The sequence below is a fragment of the Pseudomonas sp. genome, from assembly GCF_049653025.1.
Lineage (GTDB): Bacteria > Pseudomonadota > Gammaproteobacteria > Pseudomonadales > Pseudomonadaceae > Aquipseudomonas.
Genome location: NZ_JBASFM010000006.1, coordinates 398,151 through 422,030, shown reverse-complemented (window position 1 = coordinate 422,030; position 23,880 = coordinate 398,151). Strand labels below are relative to the sequence as shown.

22 protein-coding genes are annotated in these 23,880 nt (G+C 60.9%); 17 read left to right on the top strand and 5 right to left on the bottom strand.

Annotated features, from left to right (window positions below):
• Positions 1-207 precede the first annotated feature (207 nt).
• Genes ybaK through WBK23_RS05005 form a run of 3 tightly spaced genes read left to right on the top strand, consistent with a single transcriptional unit; the run spans position 208 to position 3,025 of the window.
• A complete protein-coding gene (gene ybaK, locus WBK23_RS05015) occupies positions 208-678 on the top strand; it encodes a Cys-tRNA(Pro) deacylase (protein WP_424482872.1) in 471 nt (156 codons plus the stop codon).
• Positions 679-716: 38 nt separating this feature from the next.
• Positions 717-2,204 carry a glycerol kinase GlpK gene (glpK, locus tag WBK23_RS05010; RefSeq protein WP_424482871.1) on the top strand — a complete coding sequence of 496 codons (1,488 nt, stop codon included), beginning with the start codon at positions 717-719 and terminating at the stop codon, positions 2,202-2,204.
• A 47-nt stretch (positions 2,205-2,251) separates the two neighbouring features.
• The gene (locus WBK23_RS05005; RefSeq protein ID WP_424482870.1) at positions 2,252-3,025 is read left to right on the top strand and encodes a substrate-binding periplasmic protein; all 774 of its coding nucleotides are present in this window, start codon (positions 2,252-2,254) and stop codon (positions 3,023-3,025) included.
• 42 nt (positions 3,026-3,067) lie between these two features.
• On the opposite strand, the gene WBK23_RS05000 is transcribed toward WBK23_RS05005, so the two are convergent.
• Positions 3,068-4,297, bottom strand: coding sequence for an alginate export family protein (locus WBK23_RS05000; RefSeq protein ID WP_424482869.1), 1,230 nt, complete (start codon positions 4,295-4,297; stop codon positions 3,068-3,070).
• A gap of 341 nt (positions 4,298-4,638) precedes the next feature.
• On the opposite strand from WBK23_RS05000, the gene WBK23_RS04995 reads away from it, so the two are divergent.
• Positions 4,639-5,439, top strand: a complete 801-nt coding sequence (locus WBK23_RS04995; RefSeq protein ID WP_424482868.1) for a PhzF family phenazine biosynthesis protein — start codon at positions 4,639-4,641, stop codon at positions 5,437-5,439.
• A gap of 5 nt (positions 5,440-5,444) precedes the next feature.
• Here WBK23_RS04995 and WBK23_RS04990 read toward each other — a convergent pair whose 3' ends face one another.
• Both WBK23_RS04990 and argF read right to left on the bottom strand, forming a co-directional pair.
• A complete protein-coding gene (locus tag WBK23_RS04990; RefSeq protein WP_424482867.1) occupies positions 5,445-6,551 on the bottom strand; it encodes an ABC transporter ATP-binding protein in 1,107 nt (368 codons plus the stop codon).
• Positions 6,548-7,468, bottom strand: coding sequence for an ornithine carbamoyltransferase (gene argF / locus WBK23_RS04985; RefSeq protein WP_424482866.1), 921 nt, complete (start codon positions 7,466-7,468; stop codon positions 6,548-6,550). Before argF ends, WBK23_RS04990 begins: the two co-directional genes overlap by 4 nt.
• A 309-nt stretch (positions 7,469-7,777) precedes the next feature.
• Here argF and WBK23_RS04980 point away from each other — a divergent pair, with 309 nt between their 5' ends.
• A complete protein-coding gene (locus tag WBK23_RS04980; RefSeq protein WP_424482865.1) occupies positions 7,778-9,886 on the top strand; it encodes a molybdopterin oxidoreductase family protein in 2,109 nt (702 codons plus the stop codon).
• A gap of 289 nt (positions 9,887-10,175) precedes the next feature.
• Positions 10,176-10,502: a Grx4 family monothiol glutaredoxin gene (gene grxD / locus WBK23_RS04975; protein ID WP_424482864.1), complete on the top strand. Its 327-nt coding sequence runs from the start codon at positions 10,176-10,178 to the stop codon at positions 10,500-10,502.
• A gap of 73 nt (positions 10,503-10,575) precedes the next feature.
• Here grxD and bfr read toward each other — a convergent pair whose 3' ends face one another.
• A complete protein-coding gene (gene bfr / locus WBK23_RS04970; protein WP_424482863.1) occupies positions 10,576-11,046 on the bottom strand; it encodes a bacterioferritin in 471 nt (156 codons plus the stop codon).
• A gap of 342 nt (positions 11,047-11,388) precedes the next feature.
• Positions 11,389-11,607, bottom strand: coding sequence for a bacterioferritin-associated ferredoxin (locus WBK23_RS04965; RefSeq protein ID WP_424482862.1), 219 nt, complete (start codon positions 11,605-11,607; stop codon positions 11,389-11,391).
• A gap of 373 nt (positions 11,608-11,980) precedes the next feature.
• Here WBK23_RS04965 and flgB point away from each other — a divergent pair, with 373 nt between their 5' ends.
• The 11 genes from flgB (at position 11,981) to WBK23_RS04910 (ending at position 23,852) form a co-directional block, all read left to right on the top strand.
• Entirely contained in the window at positions 11,981-12,388 is a 408-nt protein-coding gene (gene flgB / locus WBK23_RS04960) for a flagellar basal body rod protein FlgB (protein WP_424482861.1), read from the top strand.
• 15 nt (positions 12,389-12,403) lie between these two features.
• Positions 12,404-12,847: a flagellar basal body rod protein FlgC gene (gene flgC / locus WBK23_RS04955; RefSeq protein ID WP_424482860.1), complete on the top strand. Its 444-nt coding sequence runs from the start codon at positions 12,404-12,406 to the stop codon at positions 12,845-12,847.
• Between the two features lie 25 nt (positions 12,848-12,872).
• Complete coding sequence (gene flgD / locus WBK23_RS04950; RefSeq protein WP_424482859.1) at positions 12,873-13,541, top strand: flagellar hook assembly protein FlgD; 669 nt, start codon at positions 12,873-12,875, stop codon at positions 13,539-13,541.
• Between the two features lie 43 nt (positions 13,542-13,584).
• Entirely contained in the window at positions 13,585-14,961 is a 1,377-nt protein-coding gene (gene flgE, locus WBK23_RS04945; RefSeq protein ID WP_424482858.1) for a flagellar hook protein FlgE, read from the top strand.
• A 406-nt stretch (positions 14,962-15,367) separates the two neighbouring features.
• Positions 15,368-16,108 carry a flagellar basal body rod protein FlgF gene (locus WBK23_RS04940; protein ID WP_424482857.1) on the top strand — a complete coding sequence of 247 codons (741 nt, stop codon included), beginning with the start codon at positions 15,368-15,370 and terminating at the stop codon, positions 16,106-16,108.
• 46 nt (positions 16,109-16,154) lie between these two features.
• Entirely contained in the window at positions 16,155-16,940 is a 786-nt protein-coding gene (gene flgG / locus WBK23_RS04935; RefSeq protein ID WP_424482856.1) for a flagellar basal-body rod protein FlgG, read from the top strand.
• 124 nt (positions 16,941-17,064) lie between these two features.
• The gene (flgH, locus tag WBK23_RS04930) at positions 17,065-17,784 is read left to right on the top strand and encodes a flagellar basal body L-ring protein FlgH (RefSeq protein ID WP_424482855.1); all 720 of its coding nucleotides are present in this window, start codon (positions 17,065-17,067) and stop codon (positions 17,782-17,784) included.
• A gap of 11 nt (positions 17,785-17,795) precedes the next feature.
• The gene (locus WBK23_RS04925; protein WP_424482854.1) at positions 17,796-18,899 is read left to right on the top strand and encodes a flagellar basal body P-ring protein FlgI; all 1,104 of its coding nucleotides are present in this window, start codon (positions 17,796-17,798) and stop codon (positions 18,897-18,899) included.
• Between the two features lie 12 nt (positions 18,900-18,911).
• The gene (gene flgJ, locus WBK23_RS04920; protein WP_424482853.1) at positions 18,912-20,084 is read left to right on the top strand and encodes a flagellar assembly peptidoglycan hydrolase FlgJ; all 1,173 of its coding nucleotides are present in this window, start codon (positions 18,912-18,914) and stop codon (positions 20,082-20,084) included.
• 6 nt (positions 20,085-20,090) lie between these two features.
• On the top strand, positions 20,091-22,130 hold the full coding sequence (gene flgK, locus WBK23_RS04915) for a flagellar hook-associated protein FlgK (RefSeq protein ID WP_424482852.1): 2,040 nt from the start codon (positions 20,091-20,093) through the stop codon (positions 22,128-22,130).
• A 42-nt stretch (positions 22,131-22,172) separates the two neighbouring features.
• The gene (locus WBK23_RS04910; protein ID WP_424482851.1) at positions 22,173-23,852 is read left to right on the top strand and encodes a flagellar hook-associated protein 3; all 1,680 of its coding nucleotides are present in this window, start codon (positions 22,173-22,175) and stop codon (positions 23,850-23,852) included.
• The last annotated feature ends 28 nt before the right edge of the window (positions 23,853-23,880 follow it).

Below are 23,880 nucleotides of genomic sequence, written 5' to 3'. Positions count from 1 at the left end.
GCTGGCGCGGATTTTATGGCCGACCATCCCTGGCGGCCACCCTGCGGGCCGTCGCTGCGCGACGTTAAAAATGACTCCCGGTCATTTTTTATGGCCTGCTATCCGTATCGGCCCCTGGGGCAGTTGTTCTGTGACGTTAAAAACTGCTCTTGGCAGTTTTTTCGGCTAAGGTACGCCAACTTTGTCAGATTTTTTTCACATTCGAACATGACCCCAGCCATCGATCTGTTGAAAAAGGCCAAGGCGGTGCATCAGGTGCACAGCTATAGCCACGATCCCAAGGCAGCTTCCTATGGTCTGGAGGCGGCGGAAAAGCTCAATCTTGAGCCGGCTCAGGTGTTTAAGACCCTGCTGGCGGCCAGTGAGAAGGGCGAGCTGTTGGTGGCGGTGGTGCCGGTAGCCGGTACGCTTGATCTGAAAGCCTTGGCCCACGCTGCCGGGGTAAAGAAAGCCGATATGGCCGATCCTAATGCAGCGCAACGGGCCACCGGCTATCTGCTGGGCGGTATCAGCCCGCTGGGGCAGAAGAAACGTTTACGCACCTTTATCGATGAATCGGCGCAGCAGTTCCCCAGCATTTACGTCAGCGCCGGGCGGCGCGGGTTGGAAGTGCAGTTGGACGCCGCCGTGCTGGCGCAGCTGACCCAAGCTGTATTTGCGCCCATCGGCCGCAACTGAACTACACGCTCTATCCACATAAGAACAAGGAAATCTGCATGTCTCATTACCTGCTTGCCATCGACCAGGGCACCACCAGCAGCCGGGCGATTGTCTTTAGTGCCCAGGGTTTACCGGTGGCGCGCGCGCAGCAGGAGTTCAAGCAGTATTTCCCCCAGGACGGCTGGGTCGAGCATGACGGCGAAGAGCTCTGGCTGAGCACCCTCAAGGTTTGCCGCGAAGCGCTGCAACAGGGCGGTTTGCAGGCCAGCGATATCGCCGCCATCGGCATTACCAACCAGCGTGAAACCACCTTGGTGTGGGACGCCATCAGCGGCACGCCGATTCACCCGGCCATCGTCTGGCAGGACCGCCGCACCGCCGATTACTGCGCCGAGATGAAAAGCGCCGGGCATGAGGCAGCGGTGGCAGCCAAGACCGGGCTGTTGATTGATCCATACTTTTCCGCGACCAAGCTGCGCTGGATTCTTGAGCACGTGCCGGGTGCTCGTGAGCGCGCCGAGCGCGGCGAGCTGCGTTTCGGCACCGTGGATTGCTTCCTGCTGTGGCGCCTGACCGGCGGCAAGTCGCACAAGACCGACGCCAGCAACGCCTCGCGCACCCTGTTGTTCAATATCCACAGCCAGCAGTGGGATGCCGAGCTGCTCAAACTGTTCGAGATTCCCGCCAGCCTGTTGCCCGAGGTGCTCGATTGCGCCGCCGATTTCGGCACGACCGAGGCCAGCCTGCTCGGTGCGGCGATTCCGGTACTGGGCATGGCCGGTGATCAACAGGCCGCGCTGATCGGTCAGGCCTGTTTTGCCCCAGGCATGGTGAAAAGTACTTACGGCACCGGCTGCTTTATGATCCAGAACACTGGCAGCACGCCGGTAACCTCGAAAAACCGCTTACTGACCACCGTCGGTTATCGCCTGAATGGCAAGGTCACCTATGCGGTCGAGGGCAGCATCTTTGTCGCGGGTGCGGCGGTGCAGTGGCTGCGCGACGGTATCAAGCTGATCAGCCATGCCCGCGACACCGAGGCGATGGCCGAGCAGACTGGTGATGCCTGCGGCGTGTACCTGGTGCCGGCCTTTACCGGCCTCGGCGCGCCGTACTGGGACCCGAAAGCCCGTGGCGCGATCTTCGGCCTGACCCGCGACACCGGGATCAAGGAAATCGTCACCGCCGGCCTGCAGTCGGTGTGCTACCAGACCCGCGACCTGCTTGAGGCCATGCGTCAGGACGGCGCGGCCGAACCCAGCGCGCTGCGGGTGGACGGCGGCATGGTGGAAAACAACTGGGTCATGCAGTTTCTCGCCGACATCCTCGGCGTGCCGGTGGAACGGCCCGAAGTCACGGAAACCACCGCGCTCGGCGTGGCCTACCTGGCCGGGTTGCAGGCCGGGTTGTATCCGGATCTGCAAAGCATCGCCAGCCATTGGCATCGCCAGCAGCGCTTCGACCCGCGCATGGCCGACAGCCATCGCAGCAAGTTGTATGACGGCTGGCTGGATGCGGTGCAACGGGTACGCAGCGACGGCTGAGAGTGGTAAAACTGCGTTCAGCTTTATTCCTGATCATGGAACCCTGCATGCCGTTGCGTCGTCTGCTTGCCGTTCATGGATTGTTGTTGCTGCTCGGTGTTGCCAGCGCGGCGCGTGCCGAGACCCTGGTGATCGCCGGGGATGTCTGGTGCCCGATCAACTGCCAGCCAGGTTCCGAACGCCCCGGCATCTTTGTCGAACTGGCGCAGGAGATCTTCGCCGAGTCTGGTATCCAGGTGCAGTACCAGGCGCTGAATTGGGCGCGCACCCTGCATCGGGTACGCCGCGGTGAACTGAATGCGGCGATTGGTGCGGGCGTCGAGGATGCCCCGGACTTTATCTTTACCCCCACGCCCGTAGCATTGGCGCGCAACTGTTTCTTTACCCGCCAGGATTTGACTTGGGTTTATAGCGGTGTTGCGTCGTTGCCGACGGTGCGCCTGGGGGTGATTAACGATTACAGCTACGGGGAGAAGATCAACGCCTATGTGGCCGCTCACCGTGGCATGAATGACCGGGTGCTGGTGGCTTCCGGCGACCAGGCACTCGACCTGAACCTAAGCAAGCTGGCCCATGGCCGTCTGGATGCGTTGTTAGAAAACAGCTGGGTTATCCAGAATCGGCTCGCGGCGTTGGGGCGACGCGGTGAGCTGCGTGATGCGGGGTGTCGTGAGTCCGATGCGCCGATCTATCTGGCGTTCTCGCCGGCCCTGAAATCCAGTGCACGCTACGTCGCCCTGTTTGAGCAAGGCTTGCAGCGTTATTGGGCCAATGGCCGTTTGCAGGAGTTGCTCCAGGCCTATGGCGTGGATGCTCCCTGATTCGTGGTGTTGAGAGGGGCCCCGTTGCCGGGGCCGCAAACATCAGTAGCTGTATTGCACTTGCAGCCAGGCCTTGTCGGTGTCGACGGCAAAGTCGTCGGCATCGTAGCTGGCGTATTTGACCAATCCCACCAGGCCTTTCACGCCCGGAATCGGGTGGGCGTAGGACAGGTTGATCTCCTCGCCATACTGGCTGCTGCCTTCTTCGGCGCGAAAATCGTGGTACCAGGCCTGCAGGCTGCCGCCCAGCAACGGCGCGGTGACGCCGGCGTAGGCATCCTTGACGCCGCCAGCGGGCGTCATCAGGAAGATATCGGCCCAGCCCTGGAAGGCATGCTTGGTCGCCAGCGGGGTCTGGAAGGCGCGGTTGCCCGGGCCCTCGTCGCCGCCCAGTACTTCATAGCCGGCCTTCAGTGCCACGCCCTTGATCGTGTAACCCAGCTCAGCGAGGCGATAGTCGCTATCCAGATCCAGCGGGTTGTCGGCGTATTCGCTCTGCTGCGCATATTCCAGCACGTAGCTGAGGCCTTGGATGGCACCGTTAAGGCGCAGGCCGGTGGTCTTGCTCGACTGGCTGCCGGCGCTCAGGTTGTCCAGGCCCAGGCGGTATTGGTAGGCGGTGGCAGTCAGCTCCGGCATCAGGATGTACTGGGCGTTGAGCAGGTGGCTGTGGCCTTCGATATTAGCCGGGTTGGCCGCGGTGTCGTACTGGCCGTTGCCGGGGCCGAAGATGCTGTTGATGTTATCGATATAGGCGTAGGTCAGGGTCAGCCCGGCCAGCGGTTTGAGCTGGGCCAGGGCACCGTCGTAGGTCTGCTCGTTCTGCCGCCAGGCCACGCCGCCAACGAAGCGCTGGTTGTCCAGGTTGATCCGTTGGCGGCCGAGCACGGCCGCACCGTATTTGTGGTCATAGCGCAGCAGGGCCTGGTTGACTTCGCTGCCATCCGGGTCGGCGACCACCGAGTACTCGCTCTGGCCATTGCGGGTTTCGTTGTAACTGGCATCGCCCAGGCGGCTGACGTTGTCGGCCTCGATCAGCGCAGAGAGGCCGTACCACTTGCCGCTCTGTACGCCAACGCGGGTGCGCAGGGTCTGGGCGTTAGCGTGCTTGAGGGCGTTGTCCTGGTCGACATGCTCATAGCGGTAGCGCGCGTCGACAATCGGCTTGGCCTCACTGAACAGTTTGCTGAAGTCTTCTTCGGCGAGGGCGGCGTGACTGAGGGTGGTGCCGGCAATGGCCAGCGACAGTAGGGACAGGTTCATCATGCGCATAGCGGTTTTCCTGTAAGCCAAAAAACGCAAAAAAAAACGCCACAGCGCCCATGTCTCGAAAGGAGAGGGTGCTATGACGTCGTTGTCGGTTGAGTGGCAGACACGCCGTTGTGCTGACCGGGGTGAGTCATAGCAGGCGGCGTGCCAGGATTTCTAAGTGGCTGATTTGTTACGATTTAGTGAATTTTTAAGAACCTTTGGCGATTAATCACCGCACCGTAGCTGCACGTAGCGCATTCAGACAGTGCAGCTGTACCGGCGCAATCGTCGACCGCTGTAGCGGGTACGCGTGGTCGTGCTGCGGCATGCTTTGCACCATCACAGATAAGGAGAGTCGCCCCATGCAGCTTGAATTTCACCAGGTTGATGCCTTTGCCACACGGCCGTTTACCGGTAATCCGGCGATGGTTTATCGCCTGGACAGCTGGCTCGACGAGGCGCTGATGCAGCAGATTGCCGCCGAACATAACCTGGCGGAAACCGCCTTTGTGGTGAAGGAAGGCGCGGTCTGGCATATCCGCTGGTTTACCCCGACGGCCGAAGTGCCGCTGTGCGGCCACGCCACCCTGGCCAGCGCCCATGTGCTGTTCGAGGTCTACGGCGAGCCGGGTGCGGTGCTTGATTTCACCTGCCTGTCTGGCGCGCTGCGGGTCAGCCGTGCAGGCGACAAACTGGTGCTGGATTTCCCCGTGCGGCGGGCGCAGCCCTGTGAGCTGCGCGCAGAAGTCAGCCAGGCGCTGGGCGTGCCGGTGGACAGCGTGCTGGCGCTGCATGAAGGGCAGGGCATTCAGGAGCTGCTGGCGATTGTGGCTTCGGAAGCGGCGGTGCGCGCCTGCAAGCCCGACTTGGCAGCAGTGGCCCGGTTACCGGGGCTTGGCCTGCTGATCAGTGCGCCCGGCGAGCAGCATGATTTTGTCTCGCGCTACTTCGCCCCGGCCATTGGCATCGATGAAGACCCAGTTACCGGCTCGACTCACTGCATCCTTACGCCGTACTGGGCGCAACGCTTGGACAAGTGCGGGTTGAGCGCTTTCCAGTGTTCGGCACGCGGCGGCGAGTTGCACTGCGAACTGGCGGGCGAGCGGGTGATGATCGCCGGCCAGGCGCTGTTGATTGCCAGTGGCCGGCTGTTGCTGCCCTGAGTTGATCAGCTGTTGCTGCTGTAGCGGCGTACGCCCGACTCACCCAGATTGATCTGGGCGGCAATGCTGCCTGGGGCGGGGAATACCACCAGATGGTCGGCGGCGACGCGGATGCCGACCTGCTGGCCGGGTAGGTGGTCGGCATGGCTGGGGAAGATTGATTCCAGCTGGCTGCCGGTGGGCAACTGTAGGCGGTACAGAGTTGCGGCACCGAGGAAGGTCTTGCCGACGATCAGCGCCTTTTGCGTGCTGTCCGGGTCGTAGACGATATCGTCCGGACGCAGCAGCACGTCCACCGCGCTACCGGTTGGCCAGGTGTAGGCGCGGTTGCCGCGAATCAGGCCCAGTTCAGTTTGCACCGAGTCCGGGCTGAGCAGCTGGCCGCGGATAAAGTAGCCCTGGCCGATAAAGCTCGCGACAAACGGCGTTAGCGGCTCGTGGTAGAGGTTGAATGGGGTGTCCCACTGCTGCAGCTTGCCCTCGTGAAAGACGCCGACGTGATCGCTGACCGCAAAGGCTTCTTCCTGGTCGTGGGTCACCAGAATCGCGCTGGTGCCGCGCGCCTTGAGGATGTCGCGTACCTCATGGCTCAAACGTCGGCGTAGCTCGCCATCGAGGTTGGAAAACGGCTCGTCGAGCAGCAGCAGTTGCGGCTCAGGCGCCAGCGCCCGGGCCAGGGCCACACGTTGCTGTTGGCCGCCTGACAGCTCGTGCGGGTAACGCTTACCCAGGTGGCCGAGTTTGACCAACTCCATCAGCTCCTGGGTGACGCGCTCGCAGTTGGGCTGCTTGCGGATACCAAAGCCGATGTTCTCCGCCACGCTCAGGTGTGGGAACAGTGCGTAATCCTGGAACACCATGCCGATTCGGCGTTTCTCCGGGGCCAGGGTAAAGCCGGCCTTGGAGATAACCTGCTCGGCCAGTTGGATCTCGCCTTCCAGCACCGGCTCGAAACCGGCGATGGCCCGCAGCGTGGTGGTCTTGCCGCAGCCCGACGGGCCGAGCAGGCAACCGATATCGCCGGCATTCAGGTGCAGATTGAGGTTCTGCACCACCTTGTGTTCGTGATAGCCGCAGCTCAGATCACGCAGGTTCAGCAGTGACTGGCTCATGCGTGGTGGTACGCCGGTTCAACCAGAAATTCGAGCAGCGCCTTCTGCGCGTGCAGGCGGTTTTCGGCTTGGTCCCAGGCGGCCGAGCGTGGGTCGTCGAGTAGATCGAAACTGATCTCCTCGCCACGGTGGGCCGGCAGGCAATGCAGGAACAGCACGTCTTCTGCGGCGGCGTCGAGCAGGACGCGATTGACATGATAGGGAGCGAATAGCTTGAGGCGCTCGGCGGCTTCCTCTTCCTGGCCCATCGAGGTCCACACGTCGGTGCTGACCAGATGGGCACCTGCTACGGCGGCGCGTGGGTCACGCAGAATCTGCACGCGCTCGCCGGCGGCGGCGAGGAACTTGGCGTTTGGCTCATAGCCCTCGGGACAGGCTACGCGCAGCTGAAAGTCGAACTGTATGGCCGCTTCTATATAGGAGTTGCACATATTGTTGCCGTCGCCGATCCAGGCCACGGTCTTGCCCTTGATGCTGCCGCGCAGCTCCTGGTAGGTCTGCATATCGGCCAGCAACTGGCAGGGGTGCAGGTCATCGGACAGACCGTTGATCACCGGCACCCGCGAGTTGGCGGCGAATTCGGTGAGGGTGCTGTGGGCGAAGGTGCGGATCATCACCGCGTCGAGCATGCGCGACATAACGATGGCGGCGTCGCCAATCGGCTCGCCACGGCCCAGCTGGGTGTCGCGCGGCGAGAGGAAGATGGCCTGGCCGCCGAGCTGGATCATGCCAGCTTCGAACGACAGGCGGGTACGGGTCGAGGCCTTCTCGAAGATCATGCCCAGTACGCGATTCTTCAGCGGCTCGAACAGCACGCCGCGGTTACGCAAGTCCTTCAGCTCCATGCCGCGGCGGATCAGGCTCACCAGTTCATCCGGTGTGCAATCCATCAGCGAGAGAAAGTGTCTTGCGCTCATCGTTAACTACCTTTTGACAGCAGGGCGCAGGTTCAATGGCCTAGTTAAATAGAAGAAACGGCAGAACCTACGGCTGGGGGGCCGCACTATGCGACGAAACGGGGAAGTCGCGATCTTATAAGGAAACGGCGAGCCGGCGCAAATTGCCTGCTTGGCCGGCGCGGGCAGAGGGGTTGGCGCAGCACCGTATATCGGTGCACCTGATGCTGCGCGATTCACGCAGCGAACCCTGCTGGCGCAGGTAACCACCAGCCGCCATAGTCATGCTTTTGCGATGCAGTGCGTCGAATCAAAACAAGAGGCAAGGCCATGACCAAGACCCTCCACCACCGTGCATGCCATCTCTGCGAAGCCATCTGTGGCCTGACCATCGAAACCGAAGTGCAGGACGGCGGCTCGACGCAGATCCGCTCGATCAAGGGTGATGCCCAGGACAGCTTTAGCCGTGGCCATATCTGCCCCAAGGCTGTGGCCCTGCAGGATATCCAGAGCGACCCTGACCGTCTGCGTCAACCCATGCGCCGTGTTGGCAACGAGTGGCAGGCCATCGACTGGGATGACGCCTTCGCGCTGGTGGCCGAGCGTTTGAGCGCGATCCAGGAACGGCACGGGCAGAATGCCGTGGCGGTGTATCAGGGCAACCCGAGTGTGCACAACTACGGGCTGATGACCCACAGCAACTACTTCCTCGGCCAGCTGAAGACCCGTAACCGCTATTCCGCCACCTCGGTCGATCAGCTGCCGCACCACCTGACCAGTCACCTGATGTACGGCCACGGCCTGCTGATTCCGATTCCGGATATCGACCACACCGACTTTATGTTGATTCTCGGCGGCAACCCGCTGGCTTCCAACGGCAGCATCATGACCGTGCCAGATGTGGAAAAGCGTCTGAAGGCCATTCAGAATCGCGGCGGCAAGCTGGTGGTGGTCGACCCGCGCCGTAGTGAGACGGCGGCGATTGCCGACCAGCATGTGTTCGTGCGGCCAGGGCAGGACGCCGCGCTACTGTTCGGCCTGCTCAATACCCTGTTTGAAGAAAATCTTGGCCGCGCCAGCCACCTGGCAATAGACGGGCTGGATGAAGTGCGTCAGGCGATTGCCGGCTTTACTGCGGAGGCCATGAGCGTGCGCTGCGGCGTGCCGGCGCAGGTGATTCGCCAGTTGGCGCGTGACTTTGCCGCTGCCGAGTCGGCGGTCTGCTACGGGCGCATGGGCGTCTCCACCCAGGCCTTCGGCACGTTGTGCCAATGGCTGGTGCAGTTGATCAACCTGGTCACCGGCAACCTCGATCGGGTGGGCGGCGTGCTCTGCACCGAGCCGGCGGTGGACCTGGTGGCCTCAACCTCGGGTGGGCATTTCAATCGCTGGCAGAGCCGGGTGTCCGGTTTGCCGGAGTACGGCGGCGAATTGCCGGTGTCGGCCCTGGCCGAGGAAATGCTCAGTGAGGGCGAAGGGCAGGTGCGTGCACTGGTTACGGTGGCGGGCAATCCGGTGCTGTCCACACCCAATGGCCGGCAGCTGGAGCAGGCGCTGGATGGCCTGGAATTCATGCTCAGCATTGATTTCTATATCAACGAAACCACCCGTTATGCCGACCTGATCCTGCCGCCAACCGGGCCGCTGGAGCACGATCACTACGACACCACCTTTAATATGTTCGCTGTGCGCAATGTCACCCGTTTCAATGAGGCGGTGCTGGCCAAACCAGCGGGCGCGCTGCATGACTGGGAAATCTTCGTCGGCCTGGCCAAGGCCTTTGCCGCCAAGACCGGTAGCGAACTCAAACCGACCATGGCACCTGAGCAGATGATCGACATGGGTCTGCGCTTTGGTACTTACGGCGACAAGTCGGAACATAAGCTGTCGTTGGCTGCGCTGCGTGAGCACCCGCATGGGCTCGACCTGGGCGCGCTCAAGCCCAACCTGATCGGTCGTCTTAAAACCGCCAATAAGCAGATTCAGGCGGCACCGGCGGTGATCATGGCTGGCCTGCAGCGCTTTGCCGCGCAGCCCACCGCCAAGGCCGGCGAGTTGCTGCTGATCGGCCGGCGCCATGTACGCAGCAATAACTCCTGGATGCACAACTATCACCGCCTGGTTAAAGGCAAACCGCGCCATCAGCTGCTGATGCACCCGGCGGATCTGGAACAGCGCGGGCTGAGCGATGGCCAACGGGTGCGCGTGCGTTCGCGGGTTGGGGTCATCGAGGTGGAAGTCGCCGCCAGTGAAGACATGATGACCGGCGTGGTCAGCCTGCCGCATGGCTGGGGGCACGCGCGCCCAGGGGTGCAAATGAGCATCGCCAGCGAACAGCCCGGCGCTAGCGCCAATGACCTGACCGATGAGCGGCAACTCGACAGCTTGTCCGGTAATGCTGCCCTTAACGGTGTGCCCGTGCAGGTGGAAGCCGCCTAATAAGCTGTTTACGATCTGCTGCGCGTCGGCCCTGCTGCGTTAAAAACAGGCTCGGAATGCTCATTTACAGCTCGTAAACTCCGCTTCCTCGCCTGCTTTGACCAGCCGAAGGCTGTTACTACGTAGCGCCTTGCATGGCTCTAGCTCGCGAGATCGTAAACAGCTTCTGCGGGGCGATGTTCGGCACAAGGAAAGTGGTGGGGAAGGCCGAGCATCGCGCTCGGCTTTTCGTTACAATGCCGCCACCGTGCCGACCCGTGAGTCGGGAAGTTAAGTCCTGAGGTGCCCAATGGATATCATCGAAACTATCAAAGAACAGATCGGCAGTAACACCGTTCTGCTGTACATGAAAGGCTCGCCGAACGCTCCGCAGTGCGGCTTTTCCTCCAAGGCTGCGCAGGTTGTGATGGCCTGTGGCGAGAAATTCGCCTACGTCGACATCCTGCAAAACCCGGAAATCCGCGCCAACCTGCCGAAGTACGCCAACTGGCCGACCTTCCCGCAGCTGTGGGTCGGTGGTGAGCTGGTCGGCGGTAGCGACATCATGGCGGAAATGTTCGACAAGGGTGAGCTGCAGACCCTGATCAAGGACGCCGTACAGAAAGCCAGCGCTTAATCCGCTTTCTGTATCAACAAAAAACCCGCCTAGTGCGGGTTTTTTGTTGAGGGGCTGAGGCTATTGCTGCGCCTTATTCTTCCATCTGCGACTGCAGGTAGTTCTGCAGGCCGACCGCTTCAAGCAGGCTGAGCTGGGTTTCCAGCCAGTCGATATGATCCTCTTCCGAGCAGAGGATTTCTTCCAGCAGCTCGCGGCTGGCGTAGTCGCCGATGCTTTCGCAGTAGGCAATCGCCGCTTTCAGATCAATGTGAGCCTTGTGCTCGATCTTCAGGTCGCATTCGAGCATTTCCTTGGTGTTTTCACCGATCAGGATCTTGCCGAGGTCTTGCAGGTTGGGCAGGCCTTCGAGGAAGAGGATGCGCTTGATCAGCTTGTCCGCATGCTTCATCTCGTCGATCGATTCGTGGTACTCGTGCTCGCCGAGCTTCTTCAGGCCCCAGTCTTCATACATGCGCGCGTGCAGGAAGTACTGGTTGATCGCGACCAGCTCGTTACCGAGGATCTTGTTCAGATGCTGGATGACTTTCTTGTCGCCTTTCATGTCTGCGTCTGCCTTGCAGGGGAGTTGACTTCAAATTCTGGGCCGATGATTTTCGCCTGTCAAACCTAAGTGCTTGAATTTAAAGTTAAAATTAATATGAATACGAATGTTTAAGTTCTGCATCTTGGCGCTAAGGTGTTGAATTTCAGACATAAAAAATGGCCGGGAGCCGTTTTTAACGTCGCGCGGCTTGGGCTTTGAAGAGGGGCACTTGTATAGCGAGGCATAAAAACTGCCTGGAGCAGTTTTTAACGTCGCGCAGCGACGGCCCACAGGGTGGCCGCCATGGATCGCGGGCATAAAAAACCGGACACTAGGTCCGGTTTTTTTGAATGAGCTAAATCAGGCGGCAACAAAATTTGCAGGGAAGGCCATTGCCGCCTGACTGTTGTGCACTTCGCTCAAGGTTTCGCGTACCACTTGCTTGGCCAGGCAGGCGCATTTGCCACATTGGCTGGCCACACCGAGGGTTTCCCGGACATCACGGTAGCTGCAGCAGCCTTCATAGATGGCTTCGCGGATCTGACCGTCAGTAACACCTTCGCAGAGGCAGACGTACATGATGAGAGCTCGTGGCAGGGCAGGGGTAAGTTGCGAAGGATACTAATGCTAATGAGAATGCTTGTCAAAGATGAATTGTAAGCAACCCGCTTCAAACGTCTGGCTCGCGGCTTTGCGCGGAGCGATAAATAGAGCCGGCGTGCTCGCGGGTTCTGTTCAGTCTTTATCTGCCCGTTGCCGAGCGGGGCGGCAAGCTGGCGAAGGGGTTGCCGCTTTGTTTGCCTGCAGGCGGAAAGGGCTTGCCGCTTTATGGCCTGTGAAGCCTGTAAAATTATTCAAACCATTGAAATATAAGTAAAAAATAATATGGCACACGCCTTGCTTATGGTCTTGCACGGAAAACAGCAACGCCAACTGGCAAAGGTTTCTGACCATGAGCATCAGTTTCGATCGGGCACTCGGCATACATGAACAGGCACTGGGCTTTCGCGCTCAGCGCGCCGAGGTGCTGGCCAACAACATCGCCAACGCCGATACGCCGCACTACAAGGCGCGTGATCTGCAATTCGCCAGCGTGCTGGCCGAGCAGAGTGCCAAGACCCAGCGTGGTCCGGTCAGCCTGAATCGTACTGATAGCCAGCATATTCCTGCCGATGGCGTGATTGTCGGTGATGCCAACCTGGCGTACCGCACCCCGTTCCATCCCTCGATCGACCAGAACACCGTTGACCTGCAGATCGAGCAGTCCAATTACGCGGAAAACTCGGTGCAGTTCCAAGCCAGCTTCACCCTGCTCAACAGCAAGTTCAAAGGGCTGGTCAGCGCCCTGCGCGGCGATTAATAGGAGCCTGATGCCATGTCACTAGCCAGTGTTTTCAACATCGCCGGAACCGGTATGAGCGCCCAGAGCACTCGCCTGAATACCATCTCCAGCAACATTGCCAACGCCGAAACCGTCTCTTCGAGCATCGACCAGACCTACCGCGCCCGCCATCCGGTGTTCGCCACCATGTTCCAGTCGGCGCAGAACGGTGACCGTGGCTCGCTGTTTGCCGAGCAGGATGAGGCTGGTGTCGGCGTGCAGGTGCTGGGTGTGGTCGAGGATCAGAGCAGCCTGATGCCGCGCTACGAGCCGAACCATCCGGCCGCCGATGGCCAGGGCTATGTGTATTACCCCAACGTCAATGTGGTTGAGGAAATGGCCGACATGATTTCCGCCAGCCGGGCCTTCCAGACCAACACTGAAATGATGAATACCGCCAAACAGATGATGCAGCGCGTATTGACCCTCGGTCAGTAAGCCAACGGAAAAGGAGCGCAGACCTATGAGTACTGTTGGCGATGTGGCCGGATCGGCACTGGATCAATACCAGATCAAGAACGAAACCAAGACGAACAAGGAGCTGGGCAAGAATGAGTTCCTCAACTTGCTGGTGGCGCAATTGAACAATCAGAACCCGTTGGAGCCGCAAGGCAATGGCGAGTTTATCGCCCAGCTGGCGCAGTTCAGCCAGGTCGAGGGGATCGAGAAGTTGAACACCAGCATGGGTTCGCTGCTCACCGGCTATCAGTCTTCGCAGGCCTTGCAGGCCTCCTCGCTGGTCGGGCGCAAGGTGATCATCCCCAGCGACAAGGCGGTGGTCGATACCAGCGAGAGCTTCAAGGCCAGCCTGGTCTTGCCGACCAGCAGCAGCAACGTCTACGTCAACATCTATGACAAGGCCGGCTCGGTGGTCAGCCGGGTCAACCTGGGTGAGCAGGCGGCCGGCAATGTCAGCTTTATCTGGGACGGCAAGGACTCCAGCGGCAATCTGTTGCCGCCCGGCACGTACAAGTTCGAGGCGCAGGCAACCTACGCCGACGGCACCAAGGGGCTCTACACCATGCTGCCGGCTAACGTCGACAGTGTGACCCTGGGTGGCAAAGAGTTGATGTTGAACCTGGCAGGGCTCGGCAGTGTGCCGATGTCGCAAGTGCAGGTCATCGGTCAGTAACTAACAGCTGTGTGTGCCGGTTGTTCCGGCAGAGGAGTCTTCCATGGGTTTCAATATCGGTCTTAGCGGTCTGCGTGCGGCAACCAGTGACCTCAACGTGACCGGCAACAACATTGCCAACGCCGGTACGGCCGGGTTCAAGCAGTCGCGCGCCGAATTTGCCGATGTGTATGCGGCATCCGTGCTGGGTTCCGGCTCGAACCCGCAGGGCAGCGGCGTGCTGCTGGGCGACGTGTCGCAGCTGTTCAACCAGGGCAATATCAATTACACGCAAAACTCCCTGGATCTGGCCATCAACGGCAACGGTTTCTTCGTCACCAGCAACAATGGTGAGGTCAGCTATACCCGTGCCGGCTACTTCGGTACTGACCGTGACGGCTTTATGGTCAACAACTTCGGCTACAAGCTGCAGGGCTATGCGGTCGACGCCAATGGCAACCTGCAGAACGGTGTGGTCGATGACCTGCAGATCCAGACCGCCAGCCAGGAGCCGCGTGCGACCGAGAGCATCCTGCAGACGTTCAACGTCAACTCGACCAATGTGCGGCCAACCAATGCCGGCACCATGGTCGCCCCGACCTTCGACCCCAGCGATCCGCTGTCCTACAACTCTTCGACCTCGCTGAATATCTATGACACCCAGGGTAACGCCCATGTCATGACCCAGTATTTCGTCAAGGATGCGGCACCGGCCAACAACAGCTGGACCATGCATCTACTGATTGATGGGGTTAACCCGCGTGATCCAACCAGTACCCGGCCGTTTAGTTACGACCTGAACTATGACGCCGCGGGCCAGCTGGCTACGCCGGCCTTTACCCCGTTGGCGGGCATTCCGCCCAACGCCGCCCTGGATGCTCCGGCAATCCCGGGAGGCACGGTGAATGGCGTGATTCCATTCGTTCAGGCTGACTGGATCCCGGCCGAGCGTGATCCGCTCACCGGCAACCTGGTGCCCAATGGTGCCGACAGCGCCGCCGCCGGCTTTACCTTCGATGTGCGCGGCTCCACGCAGTTTGCCAGCTCCTTTGCCGTCAGCAGCGTCAGCCAGGATGGTTACACCACCGGCCAGTTGTCGGGGCTTGAGATCGACGACACCGGGGTGATCTTCGCGCGCTACACCAACGGCCAATCGCGGGTGCAGGGCCAGGTGGTGCTGGCTAACTTCGCCAACGTGCAGGGGCTGACGCCAGTGGGCAAGACCGCCTGGGTGCAATCCTTTGCTTCCGGTGAGCCGGTGGTCGGGACGCCGCGCAGCGGCACTCTGGGTGCCCTGCAGTCGGGGGCGTTGGAGGATTCCAACGTCGAGCTGTCGGACCAGTTGGTCAACCTGATCGTGGCGCAGCGCAACTACCAGGCCAACGCCAAGACCATCGAGACTGAGAGTGCGGTGACCCAGACCATTATCAACCTGCGTTGATAAGAACCTATTTACGATCTGCTGCGCGTCGGCCCTGCTGCGTTAGAAACAGGCTCGGCAAGCCACTTGTGGCTAACGCGCTTCAGGGCGATCCGAAGGACGAGTGAAGCGAGTAATGCTTATTTACAGCTCGTAAACTCCGCTTCCTCGCCTGTTTCTGCCTTGCATGGCTCTAGCTCGCGAGATCAGAAACAGGTTCTAGGTAGTTTGCCTGCGGCAGGCAATGCGCCTGCCGCAGGCGGCAAGACTACGCCGTTCAGGCTGTGCAGAGGCTCCCTTGGGAGCCTTTTCTATTTTTAAAGTTTATATAAATCATGTGTTTATAGTTATTTTCTGGGTGTGGCATAGCTATTGCTTTATAGCCTGTATAGAGCAGCGGGCGGCAAGCCCAACTCGGAGAATAACCATGGACAAGATGCTGTACGTCTCCATGACTGGGGCCCACCAGAACACCCTGGCCCAGCGTGCCCACGCCAACAACCTGGCGAATATCTCGACCAGCGGCTTCCGTCGCGATTACGAGCAGGCGCGCTCCATGCCGATCTTTGGTGACAGTTATCCGTCGCGGGTCTACGCCATGAGCGAACGCCCGGGCACCGACTTCACTCCGGGCTCGTTGCAGGAAACCGGGCGCGATCTCGATGTGGCCATTGGCGGTCAGGGTTTCCTGGCCGTGCAGGCACCGGACGGCAGCGAGGCTTATGTGCGCACCGCCAGCCTGAATGTCGACGCCCTGGGTGTGCTGCGTACCGGCAACGGCTTGCCGGTGATGGGCAATGGCGGACCGATTGCCGTGCCGCAAGAGCAGAAGATCGAGATCGGCAGCGACGGCACCATCAGCATCCGCGCCCTCGGCGAGGCCCCGAACGTGCTGGCCGAGGTCGACCGCTTGAAGCTGGTCAACCCGGACCTCAAGCAGATGGAGAAAGGCCCTGACGGCATGCTGCGCTTCAAGGGCGATGGCCCACTGCTGGCCGATGCCAACGTGCAGGTCACCTCGGGCTTTCTCGAGTCGAGCAACGTCAATGCCGTGGAAGAGATGACTGCGATTCTCTCCCTGTCCCGCCAATTTGAACTGCAAGTGAAGATGATGCGCACCGCCGAGGACAACTCGGCGGCGATGGCTCGCGTCTTGCAGATGTCCTAATTATCAGCACGCGGCGTCGTTAAAACGACGCCCGAGGAGAATCGCTATGCTTCCGGCACTGTGGGTCAGTAAGACGGGTTTGTCCGCTCAGGACATGAACCTGACCACCATTTCCAACAACCTGGCCAACGTCTCGACCACCGGCTTCAAGCGTGACCGTGCCGAGTTCGAGGACTTGCTCTACCAGATCCGTCGTCAACCGGGTGGCCAATCCAGTCAGGACAGCGAACTGCCGTCCGGCTTGCAGCTGGGTACCGGTGTGCGCGTCGTCGGCACGCAGAAGATCTTCACCGCCGGCAGCCTGCAAACCACCGAGCAGCCGCTGGACCTGGCAATCAACGGCCGTGGCTTCTTCCAGGTGCTGCTGCCTGATGGCACCGTGTCCTACAGTCGCGACGGTAGTTTCCACCTGGACGCCGACGGCCAGATCGTCACCTCCAGTGGTTATGCCCTGGAGCCGGCCATCGTCCTGCCGAACGAAGTGCGCACCTTTACCGTGGGCGAAGACGGCACCGTGTCGGTGACCACTACCGGTAACCCGCAGCCGCAGGTCATCGGCAACCTGCAAACCGCCGACTTCATCAACCCGGCGGGTCTGGAAGCGATCGGCAACAACCTGTTCCTGGAAACCGCTGCCAGCGGCGCGCCCCAGGCCGGTACGCCGGGTCTGAACGGGCTGGGCACCACGCTGCAGAACACCCTGGAAAACTCCAACGTCAGCGTGGTCGAGGAGCTGGTGAACATGATCACCACCCAGCGCGCCTATGAAATGAACTCGAAAGTCATTTCCACCGCTGACCAGATGCTCGGCTTTATTTCGCAGAATCTTTGATAGGTAAGGCTGGCTAGTCGCGCTGCGGCTGGCTCGGTCATGGTTACAGCAAGGAATCGCTCGGACTGGCACTGGTGGAGTCGGATTGCTCGATCCACCCCAGGCAACACATGAGGTAGTAGATATGAACCGGCTAATAATCATTAGTGCACTGCTTGGCCCCCTGGCCCTGAGCGGCTGCATGGCACCTCCGCCTAAGCCGGATGATCCCTATTACGCGCCGGTGATGCCGCGTACGCCGCTGCCCGCTGCACTGAACAATGGTTCGATCTACCAGGCGGGCTTCGACAATGGCCTGTTCGATGACCGCAAGGCCTATCGGGTCGGCGACATCATCACCATCACCCTCAATGAGCGCACCCAGGCGAGCAAGAACAACAACAGCCAGATCGAGAAGGACAGCTCGGCCAACATCGGCGTGCCTAACCTGTTCGGGATGACCCCGTCGCCAGATAACCCGCTGCGCTCCTTGAGTGCCCTCGGGATGACCAATAACAACCTCAGTTTGGAAGCCAGCTTCAACGCCACGCGTGAGAGCGAAGGTTCCGGCCAGGCGGGGCAGAGCAACAGCCTGACCGGCTCGATTACCGTATCGGTGGCCGAAGTGATGCCCAACGGCATTCTGCTGGTGCGCGGCGAAAAGTGGATGACCCTCAATACCGGTGATGAGCTGGTGCGGATTGCCGGCCTGGTGCGTTCCGACGACATCGCCACCGATAACACCGTGTCCTCGACCCGGATTGCCGATGCGCGCATCACCTACTCGGGTACCGGTGCGTTTGCCGATGCGAGCCAGCCAGGCTGGATGAGCCGTTTCTTTCTTAGCCCAATGTGGCCGTTCTGAGGATGGCCAACATGACGCTTCCTAAATATCTTGCGACAGCGCTGCTGCTGCTACTGGCGAACCTGGCCCAGGCCGAGCGGCTCAAGGACCTGGCCAGCATCCAGGGTGTACGGACCAACCAGTTGATCGGCTACGGCCTGGTGGTCGGCCTCAATGGTAGCGGCGACCAGACCACCCAGACGCCGTTTACCGTGCAGACCTTCAACAACATGATGGCGCAGTTCGGTATCAAGGTACCGGCGGGCGGCAACGTGCAGCTGAAGAACGTCGCCGCGGTGTCGATTCATGCCGACTTGCCGGCGTTCGCCAGGCCGGGGCAGACCATCGACATCACCGTGTCGTCCATCGGTAACGCCAAGAGCCTGCGTGGCGGCAGCCTGTTGATGGCACCGCTGAAAGGTATCGACGGCAACGTCTATGCCGTCGCCCAGGGCAACCTGGTGGTGGGTGGTTTCGATGCCGAAGGCAGCGACGGTTCGAGCATCACCGTCAACGTGCCGTCAGCCGGGCGCATCCCGGGTGGCGCGACGGTGGAGCGGCCGGTGCCGAGCGGTTTTGATCAGGGCAGCCATTTGACCCTCAACCTCAATCGTCCGGATTTCACCACCGCGAAGAACATCGTCGACCATATCAACGAGCTGCTCGGCCCGGGTGTGGCGCAGGCGCTGGATGGCGGTTCGATCCGCGTCAGTGCGCCGCTGGACCCCAACCAGCGGGTGGACTACCTGTCGGTGCTGGAAAACCTCGAGGTCGAGATCGGCCAGGCGGTGGCCAAGGTCATCATCAACTCGCGTACCGGCACCATCGTGATTGGCCAGAACGTGCGCGTGCAGCCGGCGGCGGTGACCCACGGCAGCCTGACCGTGACCATTACCGAAGACCCAATCGTCAGCCAGCCGGAGGCCTTGTCTGGCGGCCAGACGGCCGTGGTGCCGCGTTCCCAAGTGAGCGCCGACGAAGAAGCCAAGCCGATGTTCAAGTTCGGCCCGGGGACCACGCTGGATGAAATCGTCCGCGCGGTGAATCAGGTGGGCGCTTCGCCTTCCGACCTTATGGCCATCCTGGAGGCGCTCAAGCAAGCCGGCGCTCTGCAGGCTGACTTGATCGTTATATAAGAGGGCTGCGCCATGGACTCTCGACTTTCAGCCGGTTTGCTCGGCGGCACCTCGGCCCCCGACAGCGGTGCGTATAACGACCTGAATCGCCTCAACCAGTTCAAGGTTGGTGGCGACAGCGAAAAGAACATCAAGAAGGTGGCTCAGGAGTTCGAGTCGCTGTTTCTCAATGAGATGCTCAAGGCCATGCGCTCGGCCAACGAAGTGTTCGCTGAAGGGAACTTCATGAACAGCAACGAGAGCAAGACCTACCAGGACATGCACGACCAGCAGCTGGCGGTGACCCTGTCCAATCACCAGAATGGCATCGGCCTGGCCGACGTGCTGGTGCGGCAGATGTCGAAGATCAAGGATGCCGGCAGCCGTCCGAACCCCTTCGCCCAGGTCGATGAGCCCGTGCCGAGTGCGCCGAGCAAGCCCCTGGCCAAGGTCGACAGCGCGCGCGACGACACCTCGTTGATCAACCAGCGGCGCCTGTCGCTGCCAAGCAAGCTCACCGACCGCCTGCTCGCCGGCATCGTGCCATCGGCCAGCGCGGCGGATGGCCAGCCGCTGGCACAGAACGACTGGATTCCGGCCAAGGCCTTCGCCGCCCCCGATGAGCAGGGCCTGAGCCTGACCGGCGCGGATGCCATTACCGGCCGGCGTCTGGCGCAGCCGCCGCTGGCACCGGGCAAGGCGGCCTTCGCCTCGAAGGATGAGTTTATTGCCGCCATGCTGCCGATGGCCGAGCAGGCTGCCGAGAAGATTGGCGTCGATCCCCGTTACCTGGTGGCCCAGGCCGCGCTGGAAACTGGCTGGGGCAAATCGATCATCCGTCAGCAGGACGGCAGCAGCAGCCACAACCTGTTCGGCATCAAGAGCCACAGCACCTGGGAAGGTGATTCGGCGCGGGTGCTGACCACCGAGTTCAAGGGCGGCAAGGCGGTCAAGGAAGCCTCTTCCTTCCGCGCCTATGACTCCTTTGCCCATAGCTTCGAAGACTATGTGAGCTTCCTGCAGGGCAATGACCGTTACCAGAAGGCCCTGGCCAGCACCGACAAACCCGAGCAGTTCGCCCGGGAGCTGCAGAAAGCCGGTTACGCCACCGATCCGCAGTACGCCCGCAAGATTGCCCAGATAGCGCGGCAGATGCAGACCTATCAGACGGTCGCGGCCGTCAGTACGCCGTCCACCAACGGATGATGACGCATGGCTGACTTACTCAATATTGGCCTGTCCGGGCTGTCGGCGAACAAGACGTCGCTGGCGGTCACCGGCCATAACATCACCAACGTCAACACGCCGGGCTACTCGCGGCAAGAGACGGTGCAGGCCACGCGGATTCCGCAATTCAGCGGTGCCGGCTATATCGGCTCAGGCACTACTCTGGTCGATGTGCGGCGCATCTATAACGAATTTCTCAATAGCCAGGTGCGCAGCAGTACGGCGCTCAACAGCGATACCCAGAGCTACCTGGGGCAGATCAATCAGCTCGATTCACTGCTGGCCGGCAGTACCACCGGGATCAACCCGGGCCTGCAGAAGGTCTTCGCCGCGCTGCAAACTGCCGCCGAAGACCCTGCCAATATACCGGCACGGCAGTTGGCGCTGTCCGAGGCCGAGGGCTTGGCCAAGCGCTTCAACACCGTATATGACCGCCTGTACGAGCAGAACTCGTTTATCAACAAGCAGCTGTCGGCGGTGACCGATCAGGTCAATGAACTGGCCACCTCGATTGCCGGCTACAACGAAGCGATCGCGATTGCCGCGTCCAATGGTCAGCAACCCAATGACCTGCTCGATGCCCGCGAGGAAGCGGTGCGCAAGCTGTCGACCTTTATTGGCGTGACGGTGGTGGCGCAGGATGACAGCAGCTACAACCTGTTTATCGGCTCCGGCCAACCGCTGGTCGTGGGCAGCACTGCGGCGCGGCTGGAAGTGACCCCGGGCCTGGCTGACCCACTGCGCAGTGAAGTGCAGTTTGTCAGCGGCGGCTCGCGTCAGGGCATTACCTCGCTGATTACCGGCGGCGAGATGGGCGGGCTGATTCGCTACCGCGAAGATGTGCTGGACACCACGATGAACTCGGTCGGGCGCCTGGCCCTGTCGGTCACCGATCAGGTCAACCGCCAGCTGGGCCAGGGCCTGGACCTCAATGGCCAGTTCGGCAATGGCCTGTTTCGTGACCTCAATGACCCCATCCTGATCGGTCAGCGCAGCCTGGCACGGGTCGGTAACAGCGATCCGTTGGCCAACCTCAATGTGCTGATCGAGGACACCACGCAGCTGACCACCAGTGACTACGAAGTGGAGTTCACCACCGCCGTCGACTACACCGTGCGGCGCATCAGCGATGGCACCAGCTTCGGGCCGTTCGACATTACCGTACTGCCTGCGGCCGTAGTCGATGGGTTCTCGGTCAACGTGGCCAGCGGCACCTTTGCCGCCGGTGACAGCTTTCGCATCATGCCGACCCGCACTGCCGGTGAATCCATCCGTGCCGATATGAAACGGCCAGAAGAGTTGGCGTTTGCCGCGCCGCTGAAATCGCAGACCAGCCCGGGGAATATCGGTACCGGGGTGATCAGCCAGCCGACCCTGACCACCACCATCGACATCTATGACCCCATCGCCCAGGCGGATCTGGAAACCAGCCTGCGCAATGCGCCGCCACTGCGCATCGTGATGGGCGCGGCCGGTGGTGCCACCCAGGGCTATGACGTGGTCGATATCAATGGCAACGTGATCGATACCGGGGTGATAGTGCCAGGGCAGAACAACACCCTGACCATTACCGTGCCGGCATCGGTCGGGCCACCGCCGGTGCCGGTGCCCTTTGACTATGAAGTGAGCATCAGCGGCCGCCCGCAAGGGGGGGATAATTTCTCGGTTTCCTTTAACACCAATGGGGTGTCTGATAACCGTAACGCCTTGAAGCTGATCGACCTGCAGAACCGCGCGACGATTGGCATCAACCCGCTGGCCCCGACGACCACCGGTTCGAGCTTTACCGATGCCTATGGTGATCTGGTGGAGCGGGTGGGTACGTTAACCAGCCAGGCACGCGTCGATGGCGAGGCAACCGGGGCGATTCTCAAGCAGGCCACCGATAACCGGGATTCGATTTCAGCGGTCAACCTCGATGAAGAGGCGGCCAAATTGATTCAGTTCGAGCAGTACTACCAGGCGTCGGCGCAGATCATTCAAGTTGCGCGTAGCCTGTTCGATACACTGATTAACACGTTCTGACGCGCCGGTTTGCGGGCTGTCTAGAACCTCGAGGTTAGTTTTATGGTCATGCGCATCTCTTCGATCCAGGCGTTCAACAACGGTGTCAGTGGCCTTGGGCGTAATTATTCCAATGTGATCCGTACCCAGGAGCAGATCAGCAGCGGCAACCGCATCCTCACCCCGGCCGATGACCCGGTGGCCTCGGTGCGCCTGCTGCAACTCGAGCAGCAGCAGGCGGTGTTGGGCCAGTACAAGGAAAACCTCACGGCGGCGAAGAACAGCCTGACCCAGGAAGAAACCACCATTACCTCGGTGGTCAACGTGTTGCAGCGTATTCGCGAATTGGCCGTGCAGGCCGGTGGCGGGGCGCTATCCGGTGAAGACCGCAAGTCGATCGCCAAGGAGCTGAGTGAGCGCGAGGGCGAGTTGCTCAACCTGATGAACAGCCGCAACGCTCGCGGCGAATACCTGTTCAGCGGTTTTCTCGGCAAGACCGAGCCCTTCTTGCGTAACCCCGATGGCAGCTATTCCTATCAGGGCGACGAAGGCCAGCGCAGCCTGCAGGTGGCCGGTTCCAGTAACGTGGCGATCAACGACAATGGCAAGCGCCTGTTCGAAGAGGTGAGCAACGCCAATCGGGTTGTCGATACCGAAGGGGTGAACAACCCCGCGCTGCCGACACCGCCGTTGCCGGCGACCGTCATTCCGGCATTGCCTGCGGCCAACCAGCGGGTTTTTATGTCGCCCGGCTTGGTGCAGGACAACCAGACCTTCAACACCAACTTCCGCGGCGGCGAGCCTTATTCGCTGGCCTTTGTCAGCGGCAAGGAGTTCCGCATTTACGACAGCACGGGTGCCGACGTGACGTCCGAGGTACCCGGTGGCGGCCTGATCGACCCGCTGGCCAGCGGCGGCAATACCATCAACTTCCGCGGCATGCGTTTCCAGCTGGATGTGGTGCTGAAGCCTGGGGACAATGAACTGGATCTGGACAACCTGCTGGCCAATACCGCGACCCCCGGCACGCCCGGCATCAACACCCACAGCTTCACGCTGCAATCGGCCTCCACCGGTTTTGCCGTGAACCGCGCATCGACCAACAACTCGGCAGCCATTGTTGCCCCGGTTGGCATCAGCAACCAGGCGACATTCGACAGCCAGTTCCCGACCTCGGGCGTTGTCCTGCGCTTTACCGACGACACCAACTATGAGGTCTATGCGCAGCCCGTAGGCCCAGGCAGCCCGGTACTCGCCACGGGTACCGTGGTGGGTCCGTATCCGGCCACGTTCAGCGTATTCGGTGCCGACTTCAGCCTGTCCGCACCCGCCGCAGTGGCGGGCGGCGATGAGTTTGGCGTGCAGCCGCAGTTCCAGGAACAACGCAGCATCCTCAACACCATCAGCCGTTTGCGTCAGTCGCTGGAATCGTCGCCGGTATCGGCGGCGGGCAACCTGGGGGTGCGTGACGAGGTGGCAATTGCCTTGACCAATCTCGACAACGGCATCGGTCAGGTGCTGGAGGTGCAAACCGAAATTGGTGCGCGCCTGAACCTGATCGACACCACCGAGACCGACAACGAAGATGTCACCCTGGTCAACAAGGCGGTGCAGGCTGACCTGCGTGAACTGGATTACGCCGAAGCCCTGTCGCGCTTGTCATTTCAGACCATCATTCTTGAAGCCGCACAGCAGAGTTATGTGAAGATCGCCGGGCTGAACCTGTTCAATCAGCTGCGCTGACCTTTCTCTATGGTGGTCTGGTTTATAA